Origin of the sequence: Gluconobacter kondonii (genome assembly GCF_002723995.1) — a bacterium.
Lineage (GTDB): Bacteria > Pseudomonadota > Alphaproteobacteria > Acetobacterales > Acetobacteraceae > Gluconobacter > Gluconobacter kondonii.
The window spans coordinates 139465-163519 of record NZ_BEWP01000005.1 but is presented as its reverse complement, the minus strand read 5'-3'; the positions used below and the strand labels follow the sequence as shown (position 1 = coordinate 163519).

General features: G+C 59.3%; 23 protein-coding genes and 1 tRNA gene. 17 read left to right on the top strand and 7 right to left on the bottom strand.

Translation table 11 applies throughout. The annotated features are described in order from the left end of the window. Positions 1-104 precede the first annotated feature (104 nt). Positions 105-308 (bottom strand): 30S ribosomal protein S21, encoded by a 204-nt coding sequence (gene rpsU / locus GKO01_RS07340; protein WP_011251722.1) that lies wholly within the window; start codon positions 306-308, stop codon positions 105-107. Between the two features lie 201 nt (positions 309-509). On the opposite strand from rpsU, the gene def reads away from it, so the two are divergent. From def to GKO01_RS07320, 4 genes are read left to right on the top strand one after another with little or no spacing between them, the layout of a single operon-like run. Beyond that, positions 510-1022 carry a peptide deformylase gene (def, locus tag GKO01_RS07335; RefSeq protein ID WP_099286481.1) on the top strand — a complete coding sequence of 171 codons (513 nt, stop codon included), beginning with the start codon at positions 510-512 and terminating at the stop codon, positions 1020-1022. Next, complete coding sequence (locus tag GKO01_RS07330) at positions 1019-1507, top strand: MarR family winged helix-turn-helix transcriptional regulator (RefSeq protein ID WP_099286480.1); 489 nt, start codon at positions 1019-1021, stop codon at positions 1505-1507. Before def ends, GKO01_RS07330 begins: the two co-directional genes overlap by 4 nt. Beyond that, positions 1504-2202 carry a response regulator gene (locus GKO01_RS07325; protein WP_099286479.1) on the top strand — a complete coding sequence of 233 codons (699 nt, stop codon included), beginning with the start codon at positions 1504-1506 and terminating at the stop codon, positions 2200-2202. Before GKO01_RS07330 ends, GKO01_RS07325 begins: the two co-directional genes overlap by 4 nt. Further along, complete coding sequence (locus GKO01_RS07320) at positions 2180-3574, top strand: ATP-binding protein (RefSeq protein WP_099286478.1); 1395 nt, start codon at positions 2180-2182, stop codon at positions 3572-3574. The genes GKO01_RS07325 and GKO01_RS07320 overlap by 23 nt, the downstream gene beginning before the upstream one ends. Positions 3575-3590: 16 nt before the next feature. On the opposite strand, the gene GKO01_RS07315 is transcribed toward GKO01_RS07320, so the two are convergent. Continuing rightward, positions 3591-4163: an outer membrane protein assembly factor BamE gene (locus GKO01_RS07315; protein ID WP_099286477.1), complete on the bottom strand. Its 573-nt coding sequence runs from the start codon at positions 4161-4163 to the stop codon at positions 3591-3593. Positions 4164-4270: 107 nt separating this feature from the next. On the opposite strand from GKO01_RS07315, the gene GKO01_RS07310 reads away from it, so the two are divergent. The 7 genes from GKO01_RS07310 to GKO01_RS07280 all read left to right on the top strand — a co-directional run bounded on the left by GKO01_RS07310 (position 4271) and on the right by GKO01_RS07280 (position 8802). Continuing rightward, entirely contained in the window at positions 4271-4852 is a 582-nt protein-coding gene (locus GKO01_RS07310; protein WP_099286476.1) for a DUF177 domain-containing protein, read from the top strand. 153 nt (positions 4853-5005) lie between these two features. After that, the gene (gene rpmF / locus GKO01_RS07305; RefSeq protein WP_062026921.1) at positions 5006-5218 is read left to right on the top strand and encodes a 50S ribosomal protein L32; all 213 of its coding nucleotides are present in this window, start codon (positions 5006-5008) and stop codon (positions 5216-5218) included. A gap of 73 nt (positions 5219-5291) precedes the next feature. Next, on the top strand, positions 5292-6401 hold the full coding sequence (gene plsX / locus GKO01_RS07300; protein WP_099286475.1) for a phosphate acyltransferase PlsX: 1110 nt from the start codon (positions 5292-5294) through the stop codon (positions 6399-6401). Positions 6402-6408: 7 nt separating this feature from the next. Further along, entirely contained in the window at positions 6409-7383 is a 975-nt protein-coding gene (locus GKO01_RS07295) for a beta-ketoacyl-ACP synthase III (RefSeq protein ID WP_099286474.1), read from the top strand. Positions 7384-7455: 72 nt separating this feature from the next. Continuing rightward, entirely contained in the window at positions 7456-7779 is a 324-nt protein-coding gene (locus GKO01_RS07290; protein ID WP_099286473.1) for an integration host factor subunit alpha, read from the top strand. A gap of 4 nt (positions 7780-7783) precedes the next feature. Continuing rightward, complete coding sequence (locus tag GKO01_RS16080) at positions 7784-8665, top strand: MerR family transcriptional regulator (RefSeq protein WP_174694265.1); 882 nt, start codon at positions 7784-7786, stop codon at positions 8663-8665. Positions 8666-8725: 60 nt separating this feature from the next. Then, positions 8726-8802: transfer RNA gene (locus GKO01_RS07280), tRNA-Pro, on the top strand. 22 nt (positions 8803-8824) lie between these two features. Here GKO01_RS07280 and GKO01_RS07275 read toward each other — a convergent pair. From GKO01_RS07275 to GKO01_RS07265, 3 genes are all read right to left on the bottom strand, one after another. After that, positions 8825-9949, bottom strand: a complete 1125-nt coding sequence (locus GKO01_RS07275) for an AI-2E family transporter (RefSeq protein ID WP_099286471.1) — start codon at positions 9947-9949, stop codon at positions 8825-8827. A gap of 123 nt (positions 9950-10072) precedes the next feature. Next, a complete protein-coding gene (locus tag GKO01_RS07270; protein ID WP_099286470.1) occupies positions 10073-10519 on the bottom strand; it encodes a DUF3574 domain-containing protein in 447 nt (148 codons plus the stop codon). Continuing rightward, a complete protein-coding gene (locus GKO01_RS07265; protein ID WP_099286469.1) occupies positions 10516-11358 on the bottom strand; it encodes an NUDIX hydrolase in 843 nt (280 codons plus the stop codon). The genes GKO01_RS07270 and GKO01_RS07265 overlap by 4 nt, the downstream gene beginning before the upstream one ends. Before the next feature lie 154 nt (positions 11359-11512). On the opposite strand from GKO01_RS07265, the gene GKO01_RS07260 reads away from it, so the two are divergent. From GKO01_RS07260 to fusA, 3 genes are all read left to right on the top strand, one after another. Then, positions 11513-13222 carry an ABCB family ABC transporter ATP-binding protein/permease gene (locus tag GKO01_RS07260; protein ID WP_244901370.1) on the top strand — a complete coding sequence of 570 codons (1710 nt, stop codon included), beginning with the start codon at positions 11513-11515 and terminating at the stop codon, positions 13220-13222. A 113-nt stretch (positions 13223-13335) separates the two neighbouring features. Then, the gene (gene rpmB / locus GKO01_RS07255; protein WP_041110511.1) at positions 13336-13638 is read left to right on the top strand and encodes a 50S ribosomal protein L28; all 303 of its coding nucleotides are present in this window, start codon (positions 13336-13338) and stop codon (positions 13636-13638) included. Between the two features lie 169 nt (positions 13639-13807). Then, the gene (fusA, locus tag GKO01_RS07250) at positions 13808-15910 is read left to right on the top strand and encodes an elongation factor G (RefSeq protein WP_099286467.1); all 2103 of its coding nucleotides are present in this window, start codon (positions 13808-13810) and stop codon (positions 15908-15910) included. Between the two features lie 170 nt (positions 15911-16080). Here the strand turns inward: fusA and GKO01_RS07245 are convergent, their stop codons facing one another. Both GKO01_RS07245 and GKO01_RS07240 read right to left on the bottom strand, forming a co-directional pair. Next, entirely contained in the window at positions 16081-17664 is a 1584-nt protein-coding gene (locus GKO01_RS07245) for a S10 family peptidase (protein ID WP_099286466.1), read from the bottom strand. A gap of 89 nt (positions 17665-17753) precedes the next feature. Next, positions 17754-20531, bottom strand: coding sequence for a phosphoenolpyruvate carboxylase (locus tag GKO01_RS07240; protein WP_099286465.1), 2778 nt, complete (start codon positions 20529-20531; stop codon positions 17754-17756). Between the two features lie 224 nt (positions 20532-20755). On the opposite strand from GKO01_RS07240, the gene GKO01_RS07235 reads away from it, so the two are divergent. The 3 genes from GKO01_RS07235 to sufB all read left to right on the top strand — a co-directional run bounded on the left by GKO01_RS07235 (position 20756) and on the right by sufB (position 24055). After that, entirely contained in the window at positions 20756-21955 is a 1200-nt protein-coding gene (locus GKO01_RS07235) for a DUF445 domain-containing protein (RefSeq protein ID WP_244901369.1), read from the top strand. A gap of 120 nt (positions 21956-22075) precedes the next feature. After that, positions 22076-22558: an SUF system Fe-S cluster assembly regulator gene (locus GKO01_RS07230; protein WP_099286463.1), complete on the top strand. Its 483-nt coding sequence runs from the start codon at positions 22076-22078 to the stop codon at positions 22556-22558. Between the two features lie 12 nt (positions 22559-22570). After that, positions 22571-24055 (top strand): Fe-S cluster assembly protein SufB, encoded by a 1485-nt coding sequence (gene sufB / locus GKO01_RS07225; RefSeq protein WP_099286462.1) that lies wholly within the window; start codon positions 22571-22573, stop codon positions 24053-24055.

The following is a 24055-nucleotide window of genomic DNA, read 5'->3' as shown; positions in this document are numbered from 1 at the left end:
CCCTGTCCGCAGATGGCGGGCGGGGGAGCAGGAGAATTTCAGGCATAAAAAAAGCCGCAATCCCGAGGGATGCGGCTTTTTTTCCGTTCGGAGGACGGGAAGACTTAGAAGCCTTCACGCTCCAGACGCTTACGCTCCATCTTGCGGGCGCGACGAACAGCTTCAGCTGCTTCGCGGGCGCGCTTCTCGGAGGGCTTTTCGAAGTGGCGACGCAGCTTCATTTCACGAAACACGCCTTCGCGCTGCATCTTCTTCTTGAGCGCCTTAAGCGCCTGGTCAACATTGTTGTCACGAACGAGAACCTGCACGGTGCCGTCAACTCCTTATGGGCCCGCTCTTCAGCGCCACCCGTGATATGGCAATCCAACTAAGGATGGTGCCCTTAACACATCTTTTGCGGGGAACGCAATTCATTCGGCCATGCTTGAATGGATTCTTCGCAAAGCGCACTCTGCGGCGTGCATGTGCGTTCCACCTGATGCAACGCCCGTCTGAAGAAAGAGGATTTCATGGCCCTGCTCAAGATTGCCCGGATGGGCAACCCCGTCCTGCATCAGGTGGCACGGGCCGTTTCCGACCCGAAAGCCCCGGAAATCCAGTCTCTCATCGCAAACATGATGGAAACGATGGCCGATGCCCGTGGGGCAGGGCTGGCAGCACCTCAGGTCCATCAGCCGCTGCGGATGTTCGTCTATCACGTTCCTGCAAGCCGCGTGGCGACTCCCGAGGAAGCATTGCTGCCCCGCGTTCTCATCAATCCCGAAATTACGCCTCTGGGCGAAGAGATGATGACCTGCACCGAAGGGTGCCTGTCGATTCCGGGGCTGCGGGCTGATGTGCCGCGCTATGCCGCCGTGCGCTATGAGGGGCTGGATCAGGATGGTGTCTTGGTCGAAGGTGAGGCGAGGGGGTTTCATGCCAATGTTCTGCAGCACGAAAACGACCATCTGAACGGCATTCTCTATCCGCAGCGCATCATCGATTTCGACCGCTTTGGATATGTGGAGGAAGCTTTTCGGTGACGGCCCGATCCATGGACATCCCGTCATCCGCGACGGCGCATCTTTATCTGCGGGAAGACCGGATCCGGCAGTCTTATGAGGCCATGATGTTGGCCTGGCGGACGTTGAATGCCGACTGCGAGAGTCTTCTGCGCGAGAAAGGGCTGGGGCCAGCGCATCACCGCATTCTTTTCCTGGCTGCCGCACATCCGGGAATTACTCCCACGGCGCTTCTGAACAGTCTCGGCATTACCAAACAATCTCTTGGTCGCGCTCTGGGCGATCTTCGGGATCGCAAACTGCTCGTACAGGAAGAAGACCGCCATGACCGCCGCAGACGTCCCCTGCGCCTGACGGAAGCCGGGGAGGCTCTTGAACGCGAACTGTTTCTCATGATCCGCGAAGTGATGACCCGGGCCTATCGTGAGGCGGGCATGACGGCTGTGGAAGGGTTTCGCCGCGTCCTGACGCCACTTCAGGAACCAGTCGGGAGTTCTGTTCCATGAGTGACGAACATATTCTGGTCGTTGACGACGATCCGCGCCTTTTGCGGCTGCTTCAGCGTTACCTGTCCGAAAACGGTTATCGGGTGAGCACCGCCCTTGATGCCCTGGCGGCCCGCGACGTCCTGCAACGGATCCAGCCCGATGCGCTTGTCCTTGATGTTACCATGCCGGGCGAGGATGGTCTGTCTCTGACTAACAGCCTGCGCAAAGATGGTCTGTCACTTCCGATTCTGCTCCTGACGGCGCGGGGGGAGCCTGCGGACCGGATCGGGGGGCTTGAAGCCGGTGCGGACGACTATCTGGGCAAACCATTCGAGCCGCGTGAGCTTCTGCTTCGTCTTCGGGCCCATCTTCGACGTGTTGTACCTGCGTTGCCAGTGGTGGACGAAGTTCCCGACATCCTGCGGCTGGGAGAGTTGGAATTCGACGTCAAACGCGGCCTGCTCAGTGGTCCGCAGGGGGCCGTGCATCTGACGGGAGGAGAATCCGCACTTCTGGGCGTTCTCACCAGCCAGCCGGGAACGGTTCTATCGCGTGAAGCCATCGCCAAGGCGTTGGAAATGGACGAGATTGGCGAACGTGCCGTCGATGTTCAGGTCACGCGTCTGCGTCGCCGGATCGAGGTGGATCCCAAAGAGCCCCGTTTTCTTCATACCGTGCGGGGCAAGGGTTATGTTCTCAAACCGGGACGCTGATCCGACGGTTGAGCGGGACGAATCCTGGCAGAAGCTGGACCGTCCGTTAAGGCGTATTCTGCCGCGCTCCCTCATGGGGCGGTCGATGCTGATCGTGCTCATTCCGCTGCTGGTGACGCAGGCAATCGCGCTGGGCCTGTTTTACGGAACCTATCTGAACGTCGTCTCCCGCCGCCTCTCGGACGGCGTGACGGGCGAGATCTCGCTTGTCGTGGCCATGATCGAGCACGCCTCATCCCCAGAGGAACGGGCGCTTATTCTTCAGGATGCGTCTTCGCGGACCCAACTGGGTTTTGCATTCCATCCTGCCGAAAAACTCTCCCGGTACGGTACCAATCATGTGCTTGGCCCAATGGATGACGATTTTGCCCGCTCGATCCGGCAGAATCTTGGTCGCTCCTATGATGTGGACTGGTCTGAAGCGCCCCAGACGGTGCGTGCCTCGATCCAGCTTCCGCAAGGTGTGATGGTGATCATGGTGCCGGTCAAGCGTCTGAATATTGGGCCGATCTGGCTTTTCGTGGTCTGGGCTGTCAGCAGTTCCATTCTGCTGTTCCTGATCGCCGGGCTGTTCATGCGCAATCAGGTGCGCGCCATTCGTCGTCTGGGGCGGGCTGCCGAACTGTTCGGGATGGGAAGAGATGCAGGACCGATCCGCCCTCAGGGAGCGCGGGAGGTGCGACAGGCTGCTGTTGCGTTCAATCGCATGCAGGCGCGAGTGAACCGCTTTGTGGCGCAACGTACGGCTGTTCTGGCGGGTGTCTCGCATGATTTGCGAACACCCCTGACGCGACTGCGTCTGACGGTTGCCATGATCCCGACCTCTGGCCCGATCCGTGCCGAGAGCCTCAAGCCAGATCTTGCGGATATGGTCACGGATATCGAGGATATGGAGCGCCTGATTGGCAGTTATCTGTCATTTGCGCGAGGAGAGGGGGCCGAGGAACCCGTTCTGACCGATCTGAGAGGCATGCTGGATGATGTCGCAGCCGCCACTTTGCGTGCGGGAGGGCAGGTTCTGGGCGTCGAAGGCCGGGAAGGCGTTGAAGCGATAGTCCGGCCTGACGCATTGCGCCGCGTTCTGACGAATCTGGCAGAAAATGCCCGCCGTCACGGCGGAGCGATGCGGTTCTCCCTGCGCGAAGGAGAGCGGAATATCGAAATCTCTGTAGAAGATAACGGGCCGGGCCTGTCCGCCAGCCGCCGGGCCGCCATTTCGGAACTGAATGGCGTGAGCGCCAGTCAGGATGGGCAAAGCGGCGGTTTGGGTCTGACGATCGTACGGGACATCATTCACGCCCATGGCGGGTCCATTCGCCTGATGGACAGCCCGTTGGGAGGTTTGGGCGTTCTGCTCAACCTCCCGAAATAATCAGATTCCCAGAGACTTAGGGCAGCGAGTTGCCAGCGCCGCCATTGCCGGTGCCCTGACCGCCCATCGGGCCGGAGCTGCCGCCGAATTGGCTGCTCATGCCGCTCATCGGGTTGTAGCGTCCGACATTGCCCAGCAGTTCCTGAAGGATGGACGAGCTTGTGCCCGGTGTCGGTGTTTTCGCACTCACCATGCCAACATACATGGCGTTCTTTTTGTTGAGGGTGTCCACTTTGCGCAGGACGCCGCCATTGTCGAAATTCAGCACCACGACTTCCTGTTTCTTCACGCTCGGGAAGGTCAGCGGCGTTGGCGACGTGATCATGGAAACATAGATCCAGGTATTGTCGTCGAAGGTCGCATGCGCCGTCGGTGATCCCAGCAGATCGAGCACGTCCGTACGGGTGCTTGTTCCGGGCACGAGCTGTGCGTAATCGGTCTTTTCGATCAGGGAGCCGCGGGGCTCGGGAATCGGGGAAAAGAACGAGCATCCGCCGAGCAGCAGCGGAACACATGCCACTCCCGCCTGTGCGAAACGGCGAAGGACGCGTGTTCTGCTTTGGGGCGTCGGGGAAGATGCGTTATTCATGGATCCGGAAACTATCCTGTGCAAGAGAACCGCTCCACTGAGCGCGTGCCCGAATGGCGCCTGCATGTCAACGATTTCCCCCATAATCCGGGGGCTGGAGTGCCTGAATGTCCCATTCTCCTGAATTTTCCCGACGTATCCTCTTCAACCGGCTGGGATCGGGACTGGACGAGACGATCGAGGCAACGCCCGCAGAGCGGGCAGCCCTCGCGGCTCGTCTGGGTATCCCCGAGATCGAAACCCTGACCTGCCGTTTCCGTCTGACGCCATCGACCAATCGAAGCGTTCTGGCGGAAGGGCATCTTGCTGCAAAGCTTACTCAGGTCTGCGTCATTACGTCAGAACCGTTCAAGGATGTTCTGGCCGAAACCTTCTTTTTGAAGTTCATCCCCGCAGAAGAGATGCCGGAAGACGAGTTCGACATCGATTCCATTGATCTGGATGGTCCGGACGAGGTTCCGCATGACGGAAAGGCCCTTGATATCGGCGAGGCTGCAGCGGAACAGCTCGCCCTGATGCTGGACCCCTATCCGCGTAAACCCGGCGTCGGTCTGGAAAATGCGGTTGACGTGGCGCCCGCAGAAGGGGAAGAAGGGGCAGAGTTGTCTGGCGAAGGACCGGATGGTCCACGCCGTCCTAATCCGTTTTCAGCACTTTCCGCGCTGAAGAACGGGGACAGGAAAGAATAAAATCCCACGTCTGACTTGCGGGTTTCTTCAGGCTCTGCTAGAGCCGCCCGCCTGAACTCGACGTAAATACGAGACGACGAACAACAGGGCACCGGATGCCGCGGGGAGCGGAGCAGGGGTGCCGACACAGAAGCAGAAAGAGGCATAAAAGCCATGGCCGTCCCTAAAAGAAAGACTACGCCGTCCCGTCGTGGCATGCGTCGCAGCCACGACGCCCTGACCGTCGAGGCGCACGCAGAGTGCTCGAACTGTGGCGAACTGAAGCGTCCGCACCACGTTTGCAGCCATTGCGGTCACTATGACGGCCGTGAAGTGGTCGCTGCTGGTAACAGCGGCAAGGGCCTGAAGACCGCCGTCCGCGCCTGATCCCTACCTGCGGGTCCGTTGCCTCCCAGGAGCGTGGCCCCGCATCTGTGATGCTGTCCGGGAAACTGTCTCAATGACCAATGCGCCTGTCACGCCCGAACGTGACGTCGCGGCCTCCGGGCCTTATGCCCTCGCCGTCGATGCAATGGGTGGTGACAGGGCCCCGGATATCGTCCTTGCCGGACTTGATCTGGCTGCCGACCGGCACCCAAAGGCCCGCATTCTCCTGATCGGAGATGAGGCCGTTCTCAGGGCCGCTCTGCTCAAACATCCCAAAGCCGCAAGCCTGTGTGATATCCGTCACTCAGACGCCAGCATCCCCATGGAAATGAAGCCGACATCAGCGTTGCGTGTCCGGGGTTCGTCCATGCGTATGGCTATGGAAGCTGTGGCCGCAGGGGAAGCCCGCGGCGTTGTTTCTGCGGGTAATAGCGGTGCCATGCTGGCGCTTGCGAAAATCATCGTCAAAGCCCTTCCGGGAATTTCCCGACCTGCCATGGCCGCTGTCCAGCCGTCCGCGCGTGGTGATGTCGTGATGCTCGATCTCGGTGCGAACATCGCCTGCGATGCGCGCAATCTGGTTGAGTTTGCGATCATGGGCGAGGCTTTCGCTCAGGCCGCGCTCGGCCTGCCGTCTCCGACAATCGGCCTTCTGAATGTCGGTTCAGAGGAGTTGAAGGGAGACGATCGGCTGCGAGAGGCTTCTGAGCGCCTGAGAGCCAGCCCTTTGGCACCGCAGTTTCATGGTTTTGTCGAAGGACATGACATTACCGCCGGCACGACGGACGTGATCGTGACGGACGGATTTACCGGCAATATCGCGCTGAAAACCGGCGAAGGCGCACTGAAACTTGCCTTTGGCCTTCTGCGGCGCGTTTTTGAAACCAATCTCCTGACCCGCCTTGGATATCTGCTGGTCAAACCGGGACTGGAGCGGATGCGGGAATGGATTGACCCGCGTCGCTACAACGGAGCCCTGTTCGTCGGTTTGAACGGCATTGTCGTGAAATCGCATGGCGGCGCTGACGGCGAGAGCTTTGCCGCAGCCGTCGATGTTGCCATGGACGCCGTCACGCACCATCTGAACGACAAGATCCGTGATCGTCTGGAGCAGTTGGGCATGGGGACGTCCGAACCGACTGAGGCCGTGTCCACCAAGGCTGTTCCTGAACCTGTGAGCTGAAAAAAATATGTCCGATCCCATTCGTGTCCGTCTGACGGGTGTCGGGGGCTATCTGCCGCGCGACGTCGTAACCAATGACGATCTTGCCCTGAAATACGGCATCGAGACTTCGGACGAATGGATCAGGACCCGAACCGGCATTGCCCAGCGGCATATTGCTTCCGGTGACGAAACCACGGCCAGCATGGCGGCTGAAGCAGCCCGACAGGCGCTGGACTATGCTGGTGTTGAAGCGTCTGAAGTCGATGCGGTTCTGGTCGCCACGGCCACGCCGGATCAGGTTTTTCCCGCTGTAGCAGTGCAGGTTCAGGCTTTGCTCGGCATAACGACGGGTTTCGGTTTCGACCTCAGCGCTGCCTGCTCGGGTTTTGTCTATGCGCTGGCAACGGCACGCGCGTTGATGCAGGCAGGTCAGGCGAAGAAAATCCTCGTGATCGGGAGCGAGGTGTTCTCGCGTCTGCTGGACTGGACGGATCGTTCCACCTGCGTCCTTTTCGGGGATGGTGCGGGTGCGGTGCTGTTGGAAGCCAGTCATGACGGCGAGGAGGGTATTCTCTCCACCCATCTGCACTCCGATGGCCGGACGGGCGATATTCTTTATGTGGACGGTGCCGCAGGCTGTGCGTCCGCGACGCAGAAACTGCGCATGCAGGGACGTGAGGTGTTCCGCCATGCCGTGGTCAAGCTGTCGCAGGCCGTGGATGAGGCGCTGGCGGCCAATAATCTGACGGGGCAGGATATTCAGTGGATGGTGCCGCATCAGGCCAATCTGCGGATTATCGAAGGTATGGCGAAGAAACTGGCGTTGCCGTCTGACCGGGTCGTAGTGACCGTGGATCGTCATGCCAACACGTCTGCGGCCTCCATTCCGCTGGCCCTGAATGAGGCCGTGCGGGACGGACGGATCCGGAAGGGCGATCTGGTCCTTATGGAGGCATTGGGCGGCGGTCTGACGTGGGGATCGGCTCTCGTCCGGATGTAGTCAGTCCCCTGTTTAGAGCAGGTTAATGATTGATTCCTTTGACTGTTCTGAACGTCATGATACGCAAGTGACATGAGCACAGTCACGCGCGCGAATCTTGTCGAGCATCTCTATAGTCGTGTCGGTCTTTCCCGGCACGATTCCTCCATGATTCTCGAGAGCCTTCTGGATGCGATTTCCAACCGGCTCGAGGCGGGCGAATCCGTAAAGCTGAGCGGGTTCGGAACCTTTTCCGTCCGCCAGAAGGGAGAGCGCATTGGACGTAATCCCAAAACGGGGGTGGAAGTTCCCATCCTCCCCAGAGCCGTACTGGTGTTCAGGCCCTCACAACTGTTGAGAGATCGTATGAACGGCTCCGAGAATGTCGCTGTTGAGGCACCGTCTCGTGACAGATAAGTCCATGCCTGAGACCATCGCGCTGTCGCCGAGTGACGATATCTCGACAGGCGTTGAAAAGGTCAGAAAAGCCCCGGATGCCTATCGGACAATCAGCGAAGTTGCCGAAGAACTGCATATCCCCCAGCACCGTCTGCGCTCATGGGAAACCATCTATCCCGGTGTAAAGCCGTTCCGTGGGGAAAGTGGACGGCGCTATTACAGCCCCGAGCATATCGAGACGCTTCGGCTGATTTCAGATCTGCTTTATGTGCAGGGCTACAAGGGGCAGGGGGTTCTGCGCGTGTTGCGGGAACGCCGTGCGCAGAAAGCACGGGCGGGTCAGAAAGTTGTTGAAGAGGTTGTTCCGGAAGCAGTGCCTGAAATTTCAGCCGCCGTCACGGAATTGGTTTCTGTGCCAGTCGTTATTGCCGAGCCAGTTGAGGACGAGCAGCCTTCTGCGGAAGAATCGCTGGTTGCGGAGGCTGTCCACGATAAGGGCTTGGATATCGCACCAGCAACCAAAGCTGGCGATGAAATCATTTTTCCTGAACTTCCTGCCGAATCTCACACTGTCATCGTGACTGAGATTGTTGACATTCCGGCAGAAAAGAAGACGCCCGAAGCCGAAGCCGAAGCCGAAGCCGAAGCCGAAGCCGAAGCCGAAGCCGAAGCCGAAGCCGAAGCCGAAGCCGAAGCCGAAGCCGAAGCCGAAGCCGAAGCCGAAGCCGAAGCCGAAGCCGAAGCCGAAGCTCACGATTCTGCTCTTCTCATAACCTTGCGTGACGAGAACGAGCTTCTGTTCAGCGCGCTCGAAAAGACCGAGGCCGAGAATGGTCTGTTGCGGGCGGAACTGCGCGAAATTCTCGAAGAGCTTCAGAATTTGCGAAATCTTCTGCCAGTTTAGTCACAATCCCCCATTGCGGTGAGGGTGGGACACTGCTAAACCACCGCCACCGCAGGACGACGGGCAGTAGCGCAGCCTGGTAGCGCACCAGTCTGGGGGACTGGGGGTCGTGGGTTCGAATCCCGCCTGCCCGACCAGTCCTGCGGTAATAATTCTTCCTTAAAATTCAGTGTCTTTTGCATAGATCCCTTTGCGGGGATTTGTTTCTGTCCAGATCGTCCACAGCAGATGCAGGGCGGACATGATGGCCGGACCAAGAAAGAGGCCCAACAGACCCCAGGTCTCCGCACCCCCAAGAATGCCCAACAGAACCCACAGGAACGGCATTTTCGTGCTGCCACCAATCAGGGCGGGGCGGATAAAATGGTCTGCGATGAAGATCACGACGGAGCCGATGGCAGCCACGACGATCGCTCCGATCATGCTGCTTTTTGCCAGCAGCAGCAGCGCCACCAGCCCAACCGTCGGCCATGCCAGAAACGGGATCATGGCGGCCACAGCCGTGACCATCGCAAACAGCAGGGGTTGGGGTGCGCCCGTCGACATATAAATGATGCCCATGATCGCACCTTCACCCAGACCGACCAGGACAAGCCCGGCCAGCGTCCCGTGAACAGACGAAATCATCTGCTTGGCGAGGCTTTCTCCCTGCTCACCGAATAGCCGTTGCGATCCCAGAAGGCATTTACGGATGACGCTGTCGCCATCTTTCAGCAGGAAAAACAGTGTCAGGAGCGAGAAGGCGAACAGTGTACCCCGGCGGGCGAGCTGTGTGCCCACCTGTTTGGTCATCTGCATCCCGTGTCCGACATCGACGGAATGAAGCAGATGGGAGAGGCGTTGCGGGCTGGTCATGTGGTTCTGCCACCAGTTAGTGGCTTGGGTAGCCATAAATGGCAGACGGGGCACCCATTCCGGCATCGGAATGCCGTTATTGCGGACGTCATCAATCCATTCCAGCGCGCTCCGTGCCTCATCCGCGACTTTCATCCCAACCAGCGAGACGGGAACCAGAAAGATCAGCGCCACGGCTAGGGTGAAGATCATGGGTAGCCAGTCGCTGCGACCGAAGCGCAGTTCAGCGCGGCGATAGAGCGGCCAGATCGAAATTGCGAATACGCAGCCCCAGAGGAGCGCCGGCAGGAAGCCCTTGAGAGTGTAAAGCCCTATTGCCACGAAAAAGAGTGCCAGAAAGCCCCGTGCGCGCCGCTGGATCGTTCCCGTGGAATCTGAGGCCTCTATTTTGATGGTGTCGGGTGCTGAGGGAGAAGAAAGATCTGTCATGGGACTTCCGGAAGAAAAATATGCCTGAACTGTCGTCCCGTGCAGAGCGATCTGCCGTGACGAGAAAAGTCCGGATGAAGAAGGCGTCAAAAAAACCGGGAAACGCGGTTCCGTAGTGCGGAACTATTCCACGGGAAGGCTTTCAAATGAAGAGCAGCCGGATTGGATGGTCAGTCCAACAGCCTGCTGCTTGAAACGTTTCTGATAGATCTGACGAATGGCTCTCAGATGAGCCTGAAGGCTGCGGTCTGTGGAAGGCGCAACAATCCAGACGATTCGTGACCCTTCCTGAATGACCTTGTGACCAGCGGCATCATACCACTGGCCCTGAGCGTCGATCACGGTAAAACCTGCCGGAAAGCGCGGCGTGATTTCGCTGTCCACAAACTGCTGCCAGTCCTGCCTTTCGATGACACTGCCATCAGGTCGGGTCAGGCCGAATGCCAGACGGATCTGCAATCCGTCATGCGCGCCGATTTCCCGACACAGATTGGGTGTGACGCTGACGGGAACGATGCATCCGCCTAGCAGAGGCAGTGTTAGGATCAGGGACGCGACTGCTTTTCTCACGCGGCCTGTCCGGAGAGGGCACGGCGTAAAATGGCGGCGTCGGCGGGGTCGAAAAGACTGCGGCGGATGAAGAGGTCGATCAGGACGAGATTGACGTTGAACTTGAAGTCGTCGGTGTCGCGGATCAGTACCATGACTTCCCGAATGGGCAGAAGATGGAAGCTTTCCACTTCCCCGTCCTCTGCGACGGGCACGAAACCCTCGGGGAGCAGGAGATCATAACAGTGCAGGACATCGCGCCTTAGCCCTTCAGGTCGCTCAAGAGCATAGTGGATCCGTCCGACGGCTTGCGCTTTTGCCGCGAGTTCGGCGGGGATCCCGGCTTCTTCCTGCGCTTCCTTGATCACGGTCGTCTGCGGGTCGAGACCGGCACTCATGCCCCCCGCCACCAGATGGTCCAGCTTTCCCGGATCGAGGCGCTTACTCATGCTGCGTCGTGCAACCCAGAGGAAAAGTCCGTCTGCACGCTCGACCAGCCCGTTCAGATGCACGCCCTCGGCCGCAAGTCCCAGAACCGGAATGGCGCCCCGGTCCACCTGTCCAAGAACGGTGCCGCTATCATCGCGCACGTCGAAGGCTTCGTGATGGGAGGCGTAGAGGCCCATCTCGCAGAGCGTGTGAGACAGCGGAAAGAGGTCTGCTCCGGCACTGACGCCGAATTTCTGCCCTGCGCGAACACCAAGGGTTTCAAGAGCCTGTACCGTGGACGGGCTGACCCAGCCGATCTGTGAGTCAGCACAAAAGAACGGAGTGCGACCGCCCGGCAGGACGGCGCTGTTGCAGGCTGCGATATGCCGCAGAAACGGCTCAAGGGTGCGGGAGAAAGATTTATTCGACACAGTTCAATATGTCGCATGCAGGACGGCCATTTGCAAAGCGCCGTCAGCACTTCCACATAGTCGATCCATGCTCAAAAAAACCGATTCGACGTCTGAAGCGCTTTCCCTTCGTGTTTTATGGCCCCTGATCCGACCGGAGAAGCTTTGGCCAGACGTGACGCGCATCGGGTTTGCGCTGGTCATTCTTCTGGTGGAGAGCGCGACTGCGGTTGCAACGCCTTGGCTCTTCAGCCGTATGGTCAGCAGTCTTTCGCGTCCCGAAACCCTTTTGGCCGTCCCGATCTGGCTGATCGCCCAGTATGCGGTCATCCGCATTATTTCCGGGCTGGCGAGCCCATTGCGAGAATTTCTGGTCAAGCCGGTCGAAACGGATCTTGAACGTCGTGTCGCCGTCCTTGGCTTGCGGCATCTACATGATCTGAGTGTCCGCTTCCATCTGGACCGGCAGACGGGCTCCCTGACGCGGACGCTCGACCGTGGAGCCGATGCTGTTGGAACACTGCTGTCGCTGGCGCTGTTCAACGTTCTGCCTAACGTCATCGAACTCATAATGACGCTGACCGTCATTCTGAAAATCTTCGATTGGCGATATGTGGCGCTGCTTCTGGTGGCGTTGGGGCTGTATTCCACCGTTTCCTATGTCTTTACCCGTTTGAGGATGACGGCCCGCCGGGCGCGGAACCGTGCCAGCAATCAGGCCCAGCACCAGCTTGTAGACAGTATTCTCAACTTCGAGACGGTGCGCAGTTTCGCCAATGAAAGCCACGAGATCGAGCGTTACGATGCAGCCCGCAGGGATCTTCGGAAGGCGGAAATCAGCCTTCAGCGTTATGTCAGCCTGTCCCAGATCAGCCGGGGCTTCCTGATAGCCGCGACGACCACCACGCTTCTGGCTATGGCCGCGCATGATATCGTGTTGCATCGTCTCGCGGTGGCCCAGTTTGTTCTGATCGGCAGTTATTTGAGCGGGCTTTATTCGTCCGTGGGCGCCCTGAACTATGTCAGTGCAGGCTGGCGCAATGCCCGCGTCGATCTGGAAAACTATCTCGAATTGCTCGCGATCCGATCAGAAATTATTCAGGTTCCGCACCCCGTACATCTTGCTGGAAAACTGTCGGAAGCCGGAGCGGCGGCGGTTGCGTTCCGCCATGTCTCCTTCGGCTACAGTCCCGCACGGCAGATCCTGCATGATGTTTCCATCACCGTGCCTGCAGGGACGTCTCTGGCCATTGTCGGCCATACAGGCTCTGGGAAATCTACGCTCGGGCGTCTGCTGACCCGCGCCTATGATCCCACGGAGGGCTCGGTCTGCATTGATGGGCACGACCTGCGTGAGATCGCTCCGGCCGACATTCAGAACATCATCGGGACGGTCCCGCAGGATACGGTGCTCTTCAATTCCAGCATTGGCGACAATATTGCCTATGGCGATCTGTCAGCCTCCCGCGAAGACATTGAAAATGCGGCCCGCAGCGCGCAGATCGACGCCTTCATCCGGGAACTGCCCGACGGGTATGAGACTGTTGTCGGGGAGCGTGGTCTGAAGCTCTCAGGGGGCGAGAAGCAGCGTGTGGCCATTGCTCGCGTTATCCTCAAAGACCCGCGTATCCTGCTGCTGGACGAGGCCACAAGTGCGCTTGATACTCGTACGGAGGTCGCCATCCAGAAGGAATTGGCGATCCTCTCCCAAGCGCGCACGACGATCATTGTGGCCCATCGTCTGTCCACCGTGCAGGATGCCGATCTCATCGTCGTGCTTGACGCGGGGCGCGTGGTGGAGCAGGGAAGCCATCCGGAACTGCTGTCCGCAGGTGGCCATTATGCCGCAATGTGGGCCGCGCAGGCCGGGGAAAACGCCGCTTGAACGTCTCTGGGGGTTGACGAAGCCCCCAACCATACGTCATAAGCCGCGCCTGATTTACGGAACACGCCGGGCCTCGCTGTCCTGCGTCATCCAGCATCGAGGAAAGTATCACCATGTCTCGCCGTTGCCAGATCACGGGCAAGGGCGTGCTGACGGGCAACAACGTCAGCCACGCCAATAACAAGTCCCGCCGTCGTTTTCTCCCGAACCTGCAGGAGACCACGCTGATCTCCGATATTCTCGGTGCTTCGGTGCGTATGCGCCTGTCCACCAACGGTATCCGCACGGTTGAGCACAACGGTGGACTGGATTCGTTCCTGCTGGGTACGCCGAACCGCAAGCTTCCGACGGAAGCCCAGGTCATCAAGCGCCGTATCCTGCGCGTTCAGGAACGCAAGGCTGCCCAGACCGCCTGAGGAATCTTTGCCGAACTTTGTTTGGTAACAAGATTGCTCTTGAAAACCATGACGGTCTGGGTCATTCAGCCGCCACTGGGATAAATCAGGTTCGGTCCTTTCACAGGGCCGCAGCGGAGGTGTTTCGGTCCAGGCTGAAACACCTTTCATTGTATTTTGGAGGTTCTCCGTGTCCGAAAGCGTTCAGGAAGCCAAGTCGGCTCTCTCGAAGATTCGCAACATCGGTATTACCGCGCACATCGATGCCGGTAAGACCACGACGACCGAGCGTATCCTGTATTACACGGGTGTCTCTCACAAGATCGGTGAGGTCCACGAAGGCAACACCACCACCGACTACATGGCGCAGGAGCGTGAGCGTGGCATCACGATCACCTCGGCTGCCGTGACGTGTGAGTGGAACGACCACCGCATCAACATCATCGACACCCCGGGCCACATTGACTTCAACATCGAAGTCAACCGTTCGCTCCGTGTGCTCGATGGCGCAATCTTCGTAATCGAAGGCGTGGCTGGTGTGCAGCCGCAGTCCGAAACGAACTGGCGCCTTGCTGACCGTTACAACGTTCCGCGCGTCATCTTCATCAACAAGCTCGACCGTACCGGCGCAGACTTCTACTACGCTTTCAGCACGCTGAAAGAGAAGCTGGACATCGTGGCCGTTCCGCTGCAGCTCCCGATCGGCGCCGAAGAAAACTTCGTTGGCGTGGTTGATCTGGTCGAGATGCGTGCCATCGTTTGGGAAGGCGGCGAACTCGGCGCCAAGTTCCACTACGAAGAGATCCCGGCTGACCTGAAGGAAAAGGCTGACGAAGCCCGCCAGGTTCTGCTCGACACGGCACTCGCTGTCGACGACGCTGCCATGGAAGAGTACTTCGAGAAGGGTGACGTGGACGTCGCAACCCTGAAGAAGTGCATCAAGAAGGGTGCGATTTCCGGTGAATTCCGTCCCGTCATGTGCGGTACGGCGTTCAAGAACAAGGGCGTTCAGCCCCTGCTCGACGCGGTCATCGACTACCTGCCGGCTCCTGACGAAGTCGAAGGCATCCGTATTGCTCCGCCGGAAGGTGAAGAAGTCGACGAAGACTTCCTGCCGATCGTTCCGGTCGATCCGGATGGCAAGTTCGCTGGCCTTGCGTTCAAGATCATCTCCGACAAGTACGGCACGCTGACCTTCGTTCGTGTCTATCGTGGCGTCCTGAACTCCGGTGACACCATCCTGAACACGACGAAGGGTCACAAGGAACGCGTCGGACGCATGTTCCAGATGCACGCCGACAAGCGTCAGGAAGTGAAGTCCGTCGGTGCCGGTGACATCGCCGCATTCGTGGGTCTCAAGGACACCGTCACGGGTGACACGCTTGCTGATGCTTCCGATCCGGTGGTTCTGGAGCGCATGCAGTTCCCGGTTCCGGTTATCGACATTTCCGTCGAACCGAAGACCAAGGACGGCGTCGAGAAGATGACGCTGGCGCTACAGAAGCTGACGGCTGAAGATCCGTCCCTGCACCTCAAGACCGATCAGGAAACGGGTCAGACCATCCTGTCCGGCATGGGCGAGCTTCACCTGGACATCATCGTTGACCGTCTGCGTCGTGAATACGGCGTCGATGCCAACATCGGCGCACCGCAGGTGGCTTACCGTGAGACGATCACGCGGCCGCATGTCGAGACCTACACCCACAAGAAGCAGTCTGGTGGTTCGGGTCAGTACGCTGAAGTCAAGATCGAGTTTGCTCCGTCCGACAAGCCGGATGAGATCATCTTCGAGAACAAGGTCGTCGGTGGTACGGTTCCGAAGGAATACATCCCGGCTGTCGAAAAGGGCATCCGCATGCAGAGCACCACGGGTGTTCTCGCCGGCTTCCCGACGGTGGACTTCAAGTTCACGCTGCTCGACGGTAAGTACCATGACGTTGACTCGTCGGCTCTGGCCTTCGAAATCGCCGCCAAGGCCTGCTTCCGTGAAGGCATGAAGAACGCCGGTCCGGTGATCCTCGAACCGATCATGGACGTTGAAGTCACGACCCCGAACGACCATGTCGGTGACGTTGTGGGCGATCTCAACCGTCGTCGTGGCATCATCCAGAATCAGGAAACCTCTGGTTCGACCGTGATGATCCGAGCACAGGTGCCGCTGAAGGAAATGTTCGGTTACATCTCGCATCTGCGTTCTGCCACGAAGGGCCGTGCGTCCTTCACCATGCAGTTCCACCACTACGAAGCCGTTCCCCGGAACGTGGCCGACGAAATCATCGCGAAGTCCGCCTGATTTCTTCAGCCTTGCTGAAACATCGAACCCCGCCAGAGCAATCTGGCGGGGTTTTTTGTGTCTGATCTGTTGTCGGGTGAGATCGCTTTCCCGGTTCCTGCGTCTTAGTAGCGCATAAAAAAAGCGGCGGAAGGTTTCCCCTCCGCCGCTTTTTCCGGTTCTGTCAGCGATCAGTGCAGATTGTCTGTCCGGCGAATGAAGGCCGCGACATTGTCGTGCAACTGCTGGAGGGTTGCCGGGTCCACATAGACCATGTGGCCGGAAGGATACTGTGCGTATTCAATGTTCTTTTGCAGGCTCTTGGCCATCGGCAGGTGCTTCATCTCGTAAATGCCTTCAAAGTACGGCGTTGCGAGATCGTAGTAGCCCGCGTTGAGCATCACATGCAGGTTCGGGTTGGTCTTCATTGCCATGGCCAGATCGGTCATAACGTTAGGCTCGCCCTTGGGCTGGTAGCCGTGACCGGGCTGACGGTGGTGATTGTCCCAGTGCCCTTGGCTGTTATAGAGGCGATAGTCCTCGTCCGTGCCGTATTTGAGCGTATTACGGACATAGTCGTTGAAGGCCGTGACATAGGCTGAACTGATGGCGCTGGATTGCGGATCGTAATCCACTTCCTGGCTCATCGGATCGATTGTCGGGCTTGAATAGCGTGTATCCAGACGGCCGGTCGCCATACCGGTCTTGGCCTGAAGCTGCTGGTCGAACTCGCCGCCATTGACGCGCAGATCCGCCCGCAGGATGTAATCGACGGGCAGGCCCGTATAGTCATGCAGCTTTGCCGCAATCGCCTGACGCTGGTCTTCCGGCAGGTCTGCACCCTGACGCAGGGCCAGTGTGTAGTCGGTCATCGCGAAATGCTCGACTTCGTGCAGGAACGTCTTCAGGTCCGGATGTTCGGCGGGCAGGCAGTGATGATACCAGGCCGTTGCCGCATAGGTTGGCAGCGCCAGCACATACGGGTCGTCCATGCCAGCGTTGAACTCCGGGCCATCATCGCTGTTGTCGTAGTTCAGGATCTGCGACAGCAGGATTACGCCGTTGAAGTCGATGTTCTCGTCCTGCTCAAGGTCGTTGATGACCACAGCCGAGCGCATCGTGCCGTAGCTCTCGCCGAACAGGTATTTGGGCGAGTTGTAGCGGTGATATTTGGCGAGGAACTTTGAGATGAAATGCGTGAACGCCTCGCCGTCGCCATCAACGCCCAGAAATTCCTTGTCGGCATCTTTTCCGGCGATCCGCGAAAAACCTGTTCCTGGTGCATCGACGAACACCACGTCCGACACGTCCATCAGAGATTGCGGGTTGTTGATGAGCGCGTAGGGTGCGGCCGGAAGGTGTGTGTCGCCCGGCGTATTGACGCGACGCGGCCCGAACGTGCCCATATGGACCCAGACCGATGCTGATCCCGGACCGCCATTATAGAGGAACGTGATCGGACGCTTTTCCGACGGCACACCTTCCTTGAAATAGGCCGTGTAGAACATGGACGCGACCGGCGCGTTCTTGCTGTCGTCGTCCTTGCCGCTATCAATCTTCGTGCCGCGCTTGGCCAGAACATCGCTGGAATCGTTATAGTCGGCGCCATGAACCAGAATGGTTCCCGCAACAGCCCGGTAGGGGATCGTGACGCCATTGACCGTCACTGTCCCGTTCGTCACGCTGTCAGCATTGGGTGCCGGTGTGGCGGGACCTGCGGCCAGAGCAGGCACAGCCATCATGGCTGCACCCAGAAGAAGGGCCTTGCGAAGCATGCAGAGGAACTTTCCGTTAGGGTTTGTTACGAGAACTTTCTAAACGGACGCGGCCGTTACCGACAAGGGTTCCGGCCGCGTATCATTCCTCAGCCGAAAGCCCGGTTGGCGTGCATGATCGCGATCCCGACTTCCCGCAGTAGCGCAAAACAGTGTGATAGCGGCTCGAAAATCTCCTGATGTTCCCGTGCAAAGCCGCCAGCTTCCGCGGCATCGCCCGGCTCTGCAAAATCGAGATTGGCAACGCTGGGAACGGTGAGGGGGAACAGGTCGTCCAGAAGATGAAGTGCGCGCGGCACATCCAGACAGAGGATGAGGTTCGTGATCGATTCCCGTGTCAGGCTGTTACGAGGGCCGAAATAAGGAATGCGCGTCGAGAGACCCCACAGACGGTCGATGAGGGCGAAACGGATCGCATGGAGCAGCTTTTCACGCGCTGCCATACGCGGTGCATCGGGCCATGCGGCGCGCAAGGCGATGTGGTCCGCCTGAATACGCCGGAACATCGCGGGGCCGCTGGTCCAGAAGCGCAGCAGTTCCAGCCCGTGTGAAATGCTCAGCAGGCTCTGTCGTTCTTCGTCGCTCTGGGCGTTGGCTGCACGATCCAGCCAGGTACCGGGGTCGAGCTGATGGATCGTCGTCCGCAAAACATCCAGATCGGAATGAGCCAGCGCCTGACGGGCAAAATCCATGGCTTCGCGGAAGCGCGATGATTCTGTTGCGAACTGCTCGAATGTCTCGGGATGGCGTTGCGCCGCATTGCCCAGCCCGTGCAGCACATTCGCCCACCAGCCGAGCTGCTGGAGGATCGCATTGTTGGGAATGGCCCGAAGCTGGCCGGGATGAGTGATGCGCGTCACGGTCGCTGCGTCAGACTGACGGGCTGAGGGGCGTGAGCCTGTCTTGTCGATCAGTGACGGCCCGAATGCGCTGAGCAGGGCGGCATAGCCCGGATCATCGACCAGAGCGCCCATGTCGAGCGCGATGGTGGAGAAGAAGTCCGCTGCGAAGTCCGGGCGCGTATAGACCGGATCTTTCGTGTCCTGCGGGATTTCGGCCGTATGTTCGGCAAGGGTGGCAATTGTGGAGGCTGCCAGCGCCTGCGTTCCGAACAGCGTGTAGCCGTCGCCGCCCTGAAACGCGGTTTCGACGCGGCAGCCGATTCCGGCTTCACGCATGGCCAGTCGTGTGCGGGCCGGGGAGAAATAATCCAGACGCTGACGCAGGCTGAAAGGATGCGCGCCGCGTCCGATGCTCTCGCCATGCGTATCGAAGAGGGTGAGGGAAACATCCTCCAGCCCGTGTTCTGCCAGCAGAGAGAGAGTCCGCATCCGCAGACGCTCGACCAGATTGGTGGCGGCAAGCTGTCCGACATAGCGTCCCGAATCGGAGTAGCCGAACTGAAGCGACAGCCGTCCGTTTGCCTTCAGGTAATCGCGCCAATGGCTTGAACGGAAGGCTTCTTCCAGAATGGTCTCGCCATTTTCCAGCGCGCTTTCCGTCTCAAAAAGCGGCGAAATCTCGATCTGATGGTCTTTAATTCCGAACAGTCGTGCCAGCCAGAGCGTCGCCAGCAGCGTGTAGCCACTCTCCGTTTCGGCGATGAGGAAGCGGATGGGCGATCCTGAATCGATGTGCTTGAGGATCTGCGCCATGGTCATCATTAGCCGCGCGGCAGATGCGGGCTCGACCAGCAGCGAGCCGAAATCCACGGCGCGGGGCGTCAGGTCCGACAGAGCCTCGTCGATTTTCGTCAGCAGGACGCGTCGGCGCGAGGGCAGGGCGGGGTCATCCGTCAGGCCCAGTCGTGTGCGCGCGACATTATAGATCTGTGCCGCGTTCAGTCGGGTATGGATACGCGCGATGCCGAGGCCGTGGCTCATGAAGCCAGCGCGGAGCGTCCGCAGATGCAACAGACTGTCTTCATCAAGACCGGCGGCGGCATCCTGGAAGAGCGGCAGAAGTTCAGCGGCGTCCAGAAGCGCTTTGTCACGGTGCGAAATCAGCGTCTGGGCAAAATCGCGGATCGTTTCGGGTGCGGCATCCCGTCCGGTCGGGCAGGCGGCGTGCTGTGTTTTGACGGCTTCGATGGCCCGGCGGGTACGCATGGCCAACGCACTTTCCTGTAGCCCCAGCCGCTCCAGCCCGTCCGTCAGACGATGAAGCTGGGACGATTTCAGCTCGAGCCGGATACGAAGAGTGTCCCACCAGCCGATATCGTTGCGTCCGTCCGTATCGAAACCGACCCAACTTGCCAGAACGACAGGCGCAGGATCGACATGGCTGTTCTCTCCTGACCAGCGCTGGGACATTTCCCGTAGGAGCGCTGTTGTGAGGTCATCAAGCGCATCACGGCCCCGCAGAATGGCTGCCAGTGCGAGAGCCTGTTCCTGTGCCAGTGTCGGCGGCCCCGGACGTCGGTGCGTTTTCAGGCACGGGATCGGTATGTCGGGATTTTCGGCCCGCTGCGTCAGGATGTCATACACACCGTCCGCGAGTGCGAAGGTCGGATGCGCAGTGAAAACTGCGGCAATCTTCGGCACGGTCAGGGACACCGCATCGGCAGCCTGATCCACAAGACGCTTTGCGACGGCTTCGAGACGCTCCTGCGGGGCCGCTTCATCAAGGCCGACATAGGCGCGCAGATGGGCGGCGCGGTCGACGAAATGCTCGTCACGCAGGGCACGTACGACATTCCCGATTTCGGTCAGTCGCGTCTTGCACGTCTCCGGATCGTCGTTGGACAGATCCTGCCCGATAGACGCAATCAGGTCTTCAAGACCGTCGCGTTCGTGGAGCAGCCGGGACGTCATCGCGTCAATACGGTCATGGAGAAACGGATCGAGCCGGGAGGCGCAGTCAGACATCGGGAGCGGTCTCGCTTCTGCGGAAAAAGAAAAATGGACCGAAAAACGGGCCGCAATACTTTTCACGCCCTGCCGCCAAGTGCAACCTTGCTCTGAGCGCGACAGCCCGTCCGGATGATGCTATCCGTGTGTAGATGCACGCGGACACGCCTCATCCCGTTTCACGAAAATCCGGCCCTTCAGGTCTGTCGCCACGCTTCATGGCTGGGGGACTGCTCGTTGGCATGGGAGCACTCGCTGCGGGCACGACGCTGGCGGCTGCCCGTCATATCGGCGACAGCAGTCTAGCATTTGAACTTCTGAGAGCGGGCTCAAGGGCAGGTGTTGTTGGTGGTCTGGCCGACTGGTTCGCCGTAACGGCCCTGTTTCGCCATCCGCTGGGCCTCCCCATTCCGCACACGGCCATTCTGCCGCGTCAGAAAGAGCGCCTCGGACAGGCGCTGGGCCGTTTCATTTCTGGACAGTTCTTTACCGAAGACGACGTTCGACGCGCTTTGTCAAAAATCGATCTCTCCGGCCTGATCGCCGATATGCTGAGCGAGCCCGCGACGCGCCAAACACTCGTCAACAGCATGCGCTCCGCCATTCCCCTGATGTTCGACCATCTTGAAGACGGGCGGGCCAAAGCTGCCATTTCACGCGCCCTTCCGGTCCTGCTCAATGGAGAGGAAATGGCGCCTCTCGTCTCCCGCGGCATGCGCGCCATGGTGGACAGCGAAATGCATCAGGAGGTTCTGTCCTTCCTGCTTGAGCGCATCAAGACCACTGTAACGTCCCGGGAGTCGGACCTGCGACATTTTGTTGAGGAGCGCGTACGGGAACAGGGCGGTCGTTTTCTGGGTTGGGCGATTGGGGGTTCCGTCGCCAGTCGTGTTCTCATGGCGCTGCATGCCGAGTTTGAGCGCGTCGATCCGATGGACTCGGACCTGCGGCACGGATTTACGACATGGGTCCGCGGCGAAATCGACCGGATCGAACATGATCCCGTCCGCCGCAAGGATATGGCCGATACCATCACCTCCGTCCTGACCCATACCAGCCTGAAAGGATGGAGTTCGGAACTGTGGGACCGTCTGCGGCGCATGGTGGAGGAAGACAGCGGACGTGAGGATGGCTGGAGCGCCACGGTTATTGATGCCGCGATCGTCCAGCTTGCGACGGCTCTGCGCTCCAACGATGTGCTGCGCCTGAAAGTTAATCAGGCTGTGGAAAGTACGGTCCAGCGGATCCTGCCAGGGCTGCGCGAGAAGCTGTCCGGGTTCATCGCTGCCGTCATGGCGGGATGGGACGGAAACGATCTGGCAACGCGGCTGGAGTCGCGTGTCGGGCGTGACCTTGCCTACATCCGTATCAATGGCACGGTGGTCGGTTTTCTCGCCGGAGCGGCGCTTGACGGCGTTTCCCGACTGTTTTTTGGTGTGTGACATTCCATGTCAGCCAAAGGTCGGGCACAGAAGCCTTGACCTTTGCGTCGGTATGGGTCATTTGGAACAAATCAGGACTTAGCAAGTCTTGAATTAGAACAAGATGCGAGTGTGCAAGCGATGCTGAGGCTCTCCAAACTGGCCGATTACGCCACTGTCCTTCTGGTCCATCTCGGTCGTCATGATGGACTGGCAACAGCCGCAGCCCTTGCAGTAGAAACCGGCGTTCCCGAACCCACCGTGGCCAAGCTCCTCAAAGGGCTGGCCTCCAGCGGTCTGGTCCTGTCCCATCGTGGCGCTCGGGGCGGTTATCGTCTCGCGGGCGAGCTTGAAAAGGTGACCGTCGCCGCCGTTATCGCAGCCGTGGACGGACCCATCGCCATTACCGCCTGCTGTGACGGGCGCGAATGCGAACATAGCTCCCTGTGTGGCCTGTCGGGCCAGTGGGATGTCGTGAACGATGCCATCCTCAGCACACTCAACAGCATTACACTGGCTGATATGGGCCGACATGCGGAGCGCCTGCCAAGGCGCGGCCCCGCATCGGCCCCTGTCGCCCCCGTTGGAGCGGAGTCCCCCTCCGTGACCGAAGCGGTCAGTTAAGGACAACACACCATGCCAGCCGTGACGGAAACCCGCGAGACAGTCGAAAAACTCGCGAAATCCAGCTACGAATGGGGCTTTGAGACCGATATCGAAATGGATATCGCGCCCAAGGGTCTCAATGAGGAAACGGTCCGCCTGATCTCGGAGCGCAAGGGCGAGCCGCAATGGATGCTGGACTGGCGTCTGAAGGCTTTCCGTGCGTGGCTGGAAATGGAAGAGCCGACCTGGGCTCATATCCATCACCCGCCGATCGATTATCAGGACGCGCATTACTTCGCCCAGCCGAAAAAGAAGCCTGGCCCTAAAAGCCTTGACGAAGTCGATCCCGAACTGCTCAAGACCTACGCCAAGCTGGGTATTCCCCTGCACGAGCAGGCTCTTCTGGCCGGTGTGGAAGGTGCTGAAGAAGCGCGCCTGCCTGTTGCCGTGGATGCCGTTTTCGACAGCGTGTCCGTCGCAACGACCTTCCGCAAGACCCTTGCGGAAGCCGGCGTCATCTTCTGCCCGATCTCCGAGGCTATCCGCGAACATCCCGAACTGGTCCAGAAATATCTGGGTACGGTCGTGCCGGTGTCCGATAACTTCTTCGGGGCGCTGAACTCCGCTGTCTTTACCGATGGCTCGTTCGTCTACATCCCTGAGGGCGTTCGTTGCCCGATGGAGTTGTCCACCTATTTCCGCATCAATGCACGCAATACGGGTCAGTTCGAACGCACACTCATCATTGCTGAAGACCGCGCGACTGTTTCCTATCTGGAAGGCTGCACGGCGCCGCAGCGTGATGAAAACCAGCTTCATGCAGCCGTGGTGGAACTGATCGCGATGGAAGACGCTTCGATCAAGTATTCCACAGTCCAGAACTGGTATCCGGGCGATGACGAAGGTCGAGGTGGCATCTACAACTTCGTCACCAAGCGCGGTATCTGCCGTGGTGCACGGTCCAAAATTTCGTGGACGCAGGTCGAAACCGGCTCTGCGATCACATGGAAATATCCGTCCTGCGTGCTGGCGGGTGAGGGATCGGTCGGTGAGTTCTATTCGGTTGCGGTGACCAACAATCATCAGCAGGCCGATACTGGAACTAAGATGATCCATCTGGCGCCGAACACGCGCTCGACGATCATCGCCAAAACGATCTCGGCCGGTCAGTCGGACAGCACCTATCGCGGTCTGGTTCGTATGCAGCCGAAGGCTCGCAATGCGCGCAATTTCACGCAGTGCGACAGTCTTCTGATCGGCGATCAGTGCGGCGCACATACTGTGCCCTATATCGAAAGCCGTAATATGACGGCGCGCGTGGAGCATGAAGCGACCACGTCGAAAATCTCTGAGGACCAGCTCTTCTACTGCCGTTCGCGCGGCCTTTCGGAAGAAGATGCAGTCGGTCTGATCGTCAATGGTTTCTGCCGCGAGGTGCTCAAAGAGCTGCCGATGGAATTCGCGGTCGAGGCGCAGAAGCTTCTGCAGATCAGCCTCGAAGGAAGTGTGGGTTAA

Excerpts from the sequence above, each read along its gene's own strand:
- def (WP_099286481.1), top strand. The coding sequence starts at position 510 with ATGGCCCTGCTCAAGATTGCCCGGATGGGCAACCCCGTCCTGCATCAG.
- GKO01_RS07295 (WP_099286474.1), top strand. The coding sequence starts at position 6,409 with ATGTCCGATCCCATTCGTGTCCGTCTGACGGGTGTCGGGGGCTATCTG.
- GKO01_RS07235 (WP_244901369.1), top strand. The coding sequence starts at position 20,756 with ATGGGAGCACTCGCTGCGGGCACGACGCTGGCGGCTGCCCGTCATATC.
- GKO01_RS07290 (WP_099286473.1), top strand. The coding sequence starts at position 7,456 with ATGAGCACAGTCACGCGCGCGAATCTTGTCGAGCATCTCTATAGTCGT.
- GKO01_RS07245 (WP_099286466.1), bottom strand. The coding sequence starts at position 17,664 with ATGCTTCGCAAGGCCCTTCTTCTGGGTGCAGCCATGATGGCTGTGCCT.
- rpmB (WP_041110511.1), top strand. The coding sequence starts at position 13,336 with ATGTCTCGCCGTTGCCAGATCACGGGCAAGGGCGTGCTGACGGGCAAC.
- GKO01_RS16080 (WP_174694265.1), top strand. The coding sequence starts at position 7,784 with ATGCCTGAGACCATCGCGCTGTCGCCGAGTGACGATATCTCGACAGGC.
- GKO01_RS07320 (WP_099286478.1), top strand. The coding sequence starts at position 2,180 with ATGTTCTCAAACCGGGACGCTGATCCGACGGTTGAGCGGGACGAATCC.
- GKO01_RS07275 (WP_099286471.1), bottom strand. The coding sequence starts at position 9,949 with ATGACAGATCTTTCTTCTCCCTCAGCACCCGACACCATCAAAATAGAG.
- GKO01_RS07310 (WP_099286476.1), top strand. The coding sequence starts at position 4,271 with ATGTCCCATTCTCCTGAATTTTCCCGACGTATCCTCTTCAACCGGCTG.
- plsX (WP_099286475.1), top strand. The coding sequence starts at position 5,292 with ATGACCAATGCGCCTGTCACGCCCGAACGTGACGTCGCGGCCTCCGGG.
- sufB (WP_099286462.1), top strand. The coding sequence starts at position 22,571 with ATGCCAGCCGTGACGGAAACCCGCGAGACAGTCGAAAAACTCGCGAAA.
- GKO01_RS07240 (WP_099286465.1), bottom strand. The coding sequence starts at position 20,531 with ATGTCTGACTGCGCCTCCCGGCTCGATCCGTTTCTCCATGACCGTATT.
- GKO01_RS07230 (WP_099286463.1), top strand. The coding sequence starts at position 22,076 with ATGCTGAGGCTCTCCAAACTGGCCGATTACGCCACTGTCCTTCTGGTC.
- GKO01_RS07315 (WP_099286477.1), bottom strand. The coding sequence starts at position 4,163 with ATGAATAACGCATCTTCCCCGACGCCCCAAAGCAGAACACGCGTCCTT.
- rpmF (WP_062026921.1), top strand. The coding sequence starts at position 5,006 with ATGGCCGTCCCTAAAAGAAAGACTACGCCGTCCCGTCGTGGCATGCGT.
- GKO01_RS07325 (WP_099286479.1), top strand. The coding sequence starts at position 1,504 with ATGAGTGACGAACATATTCTGGTCGTTGACGACGATCCGCGCCTTTTG.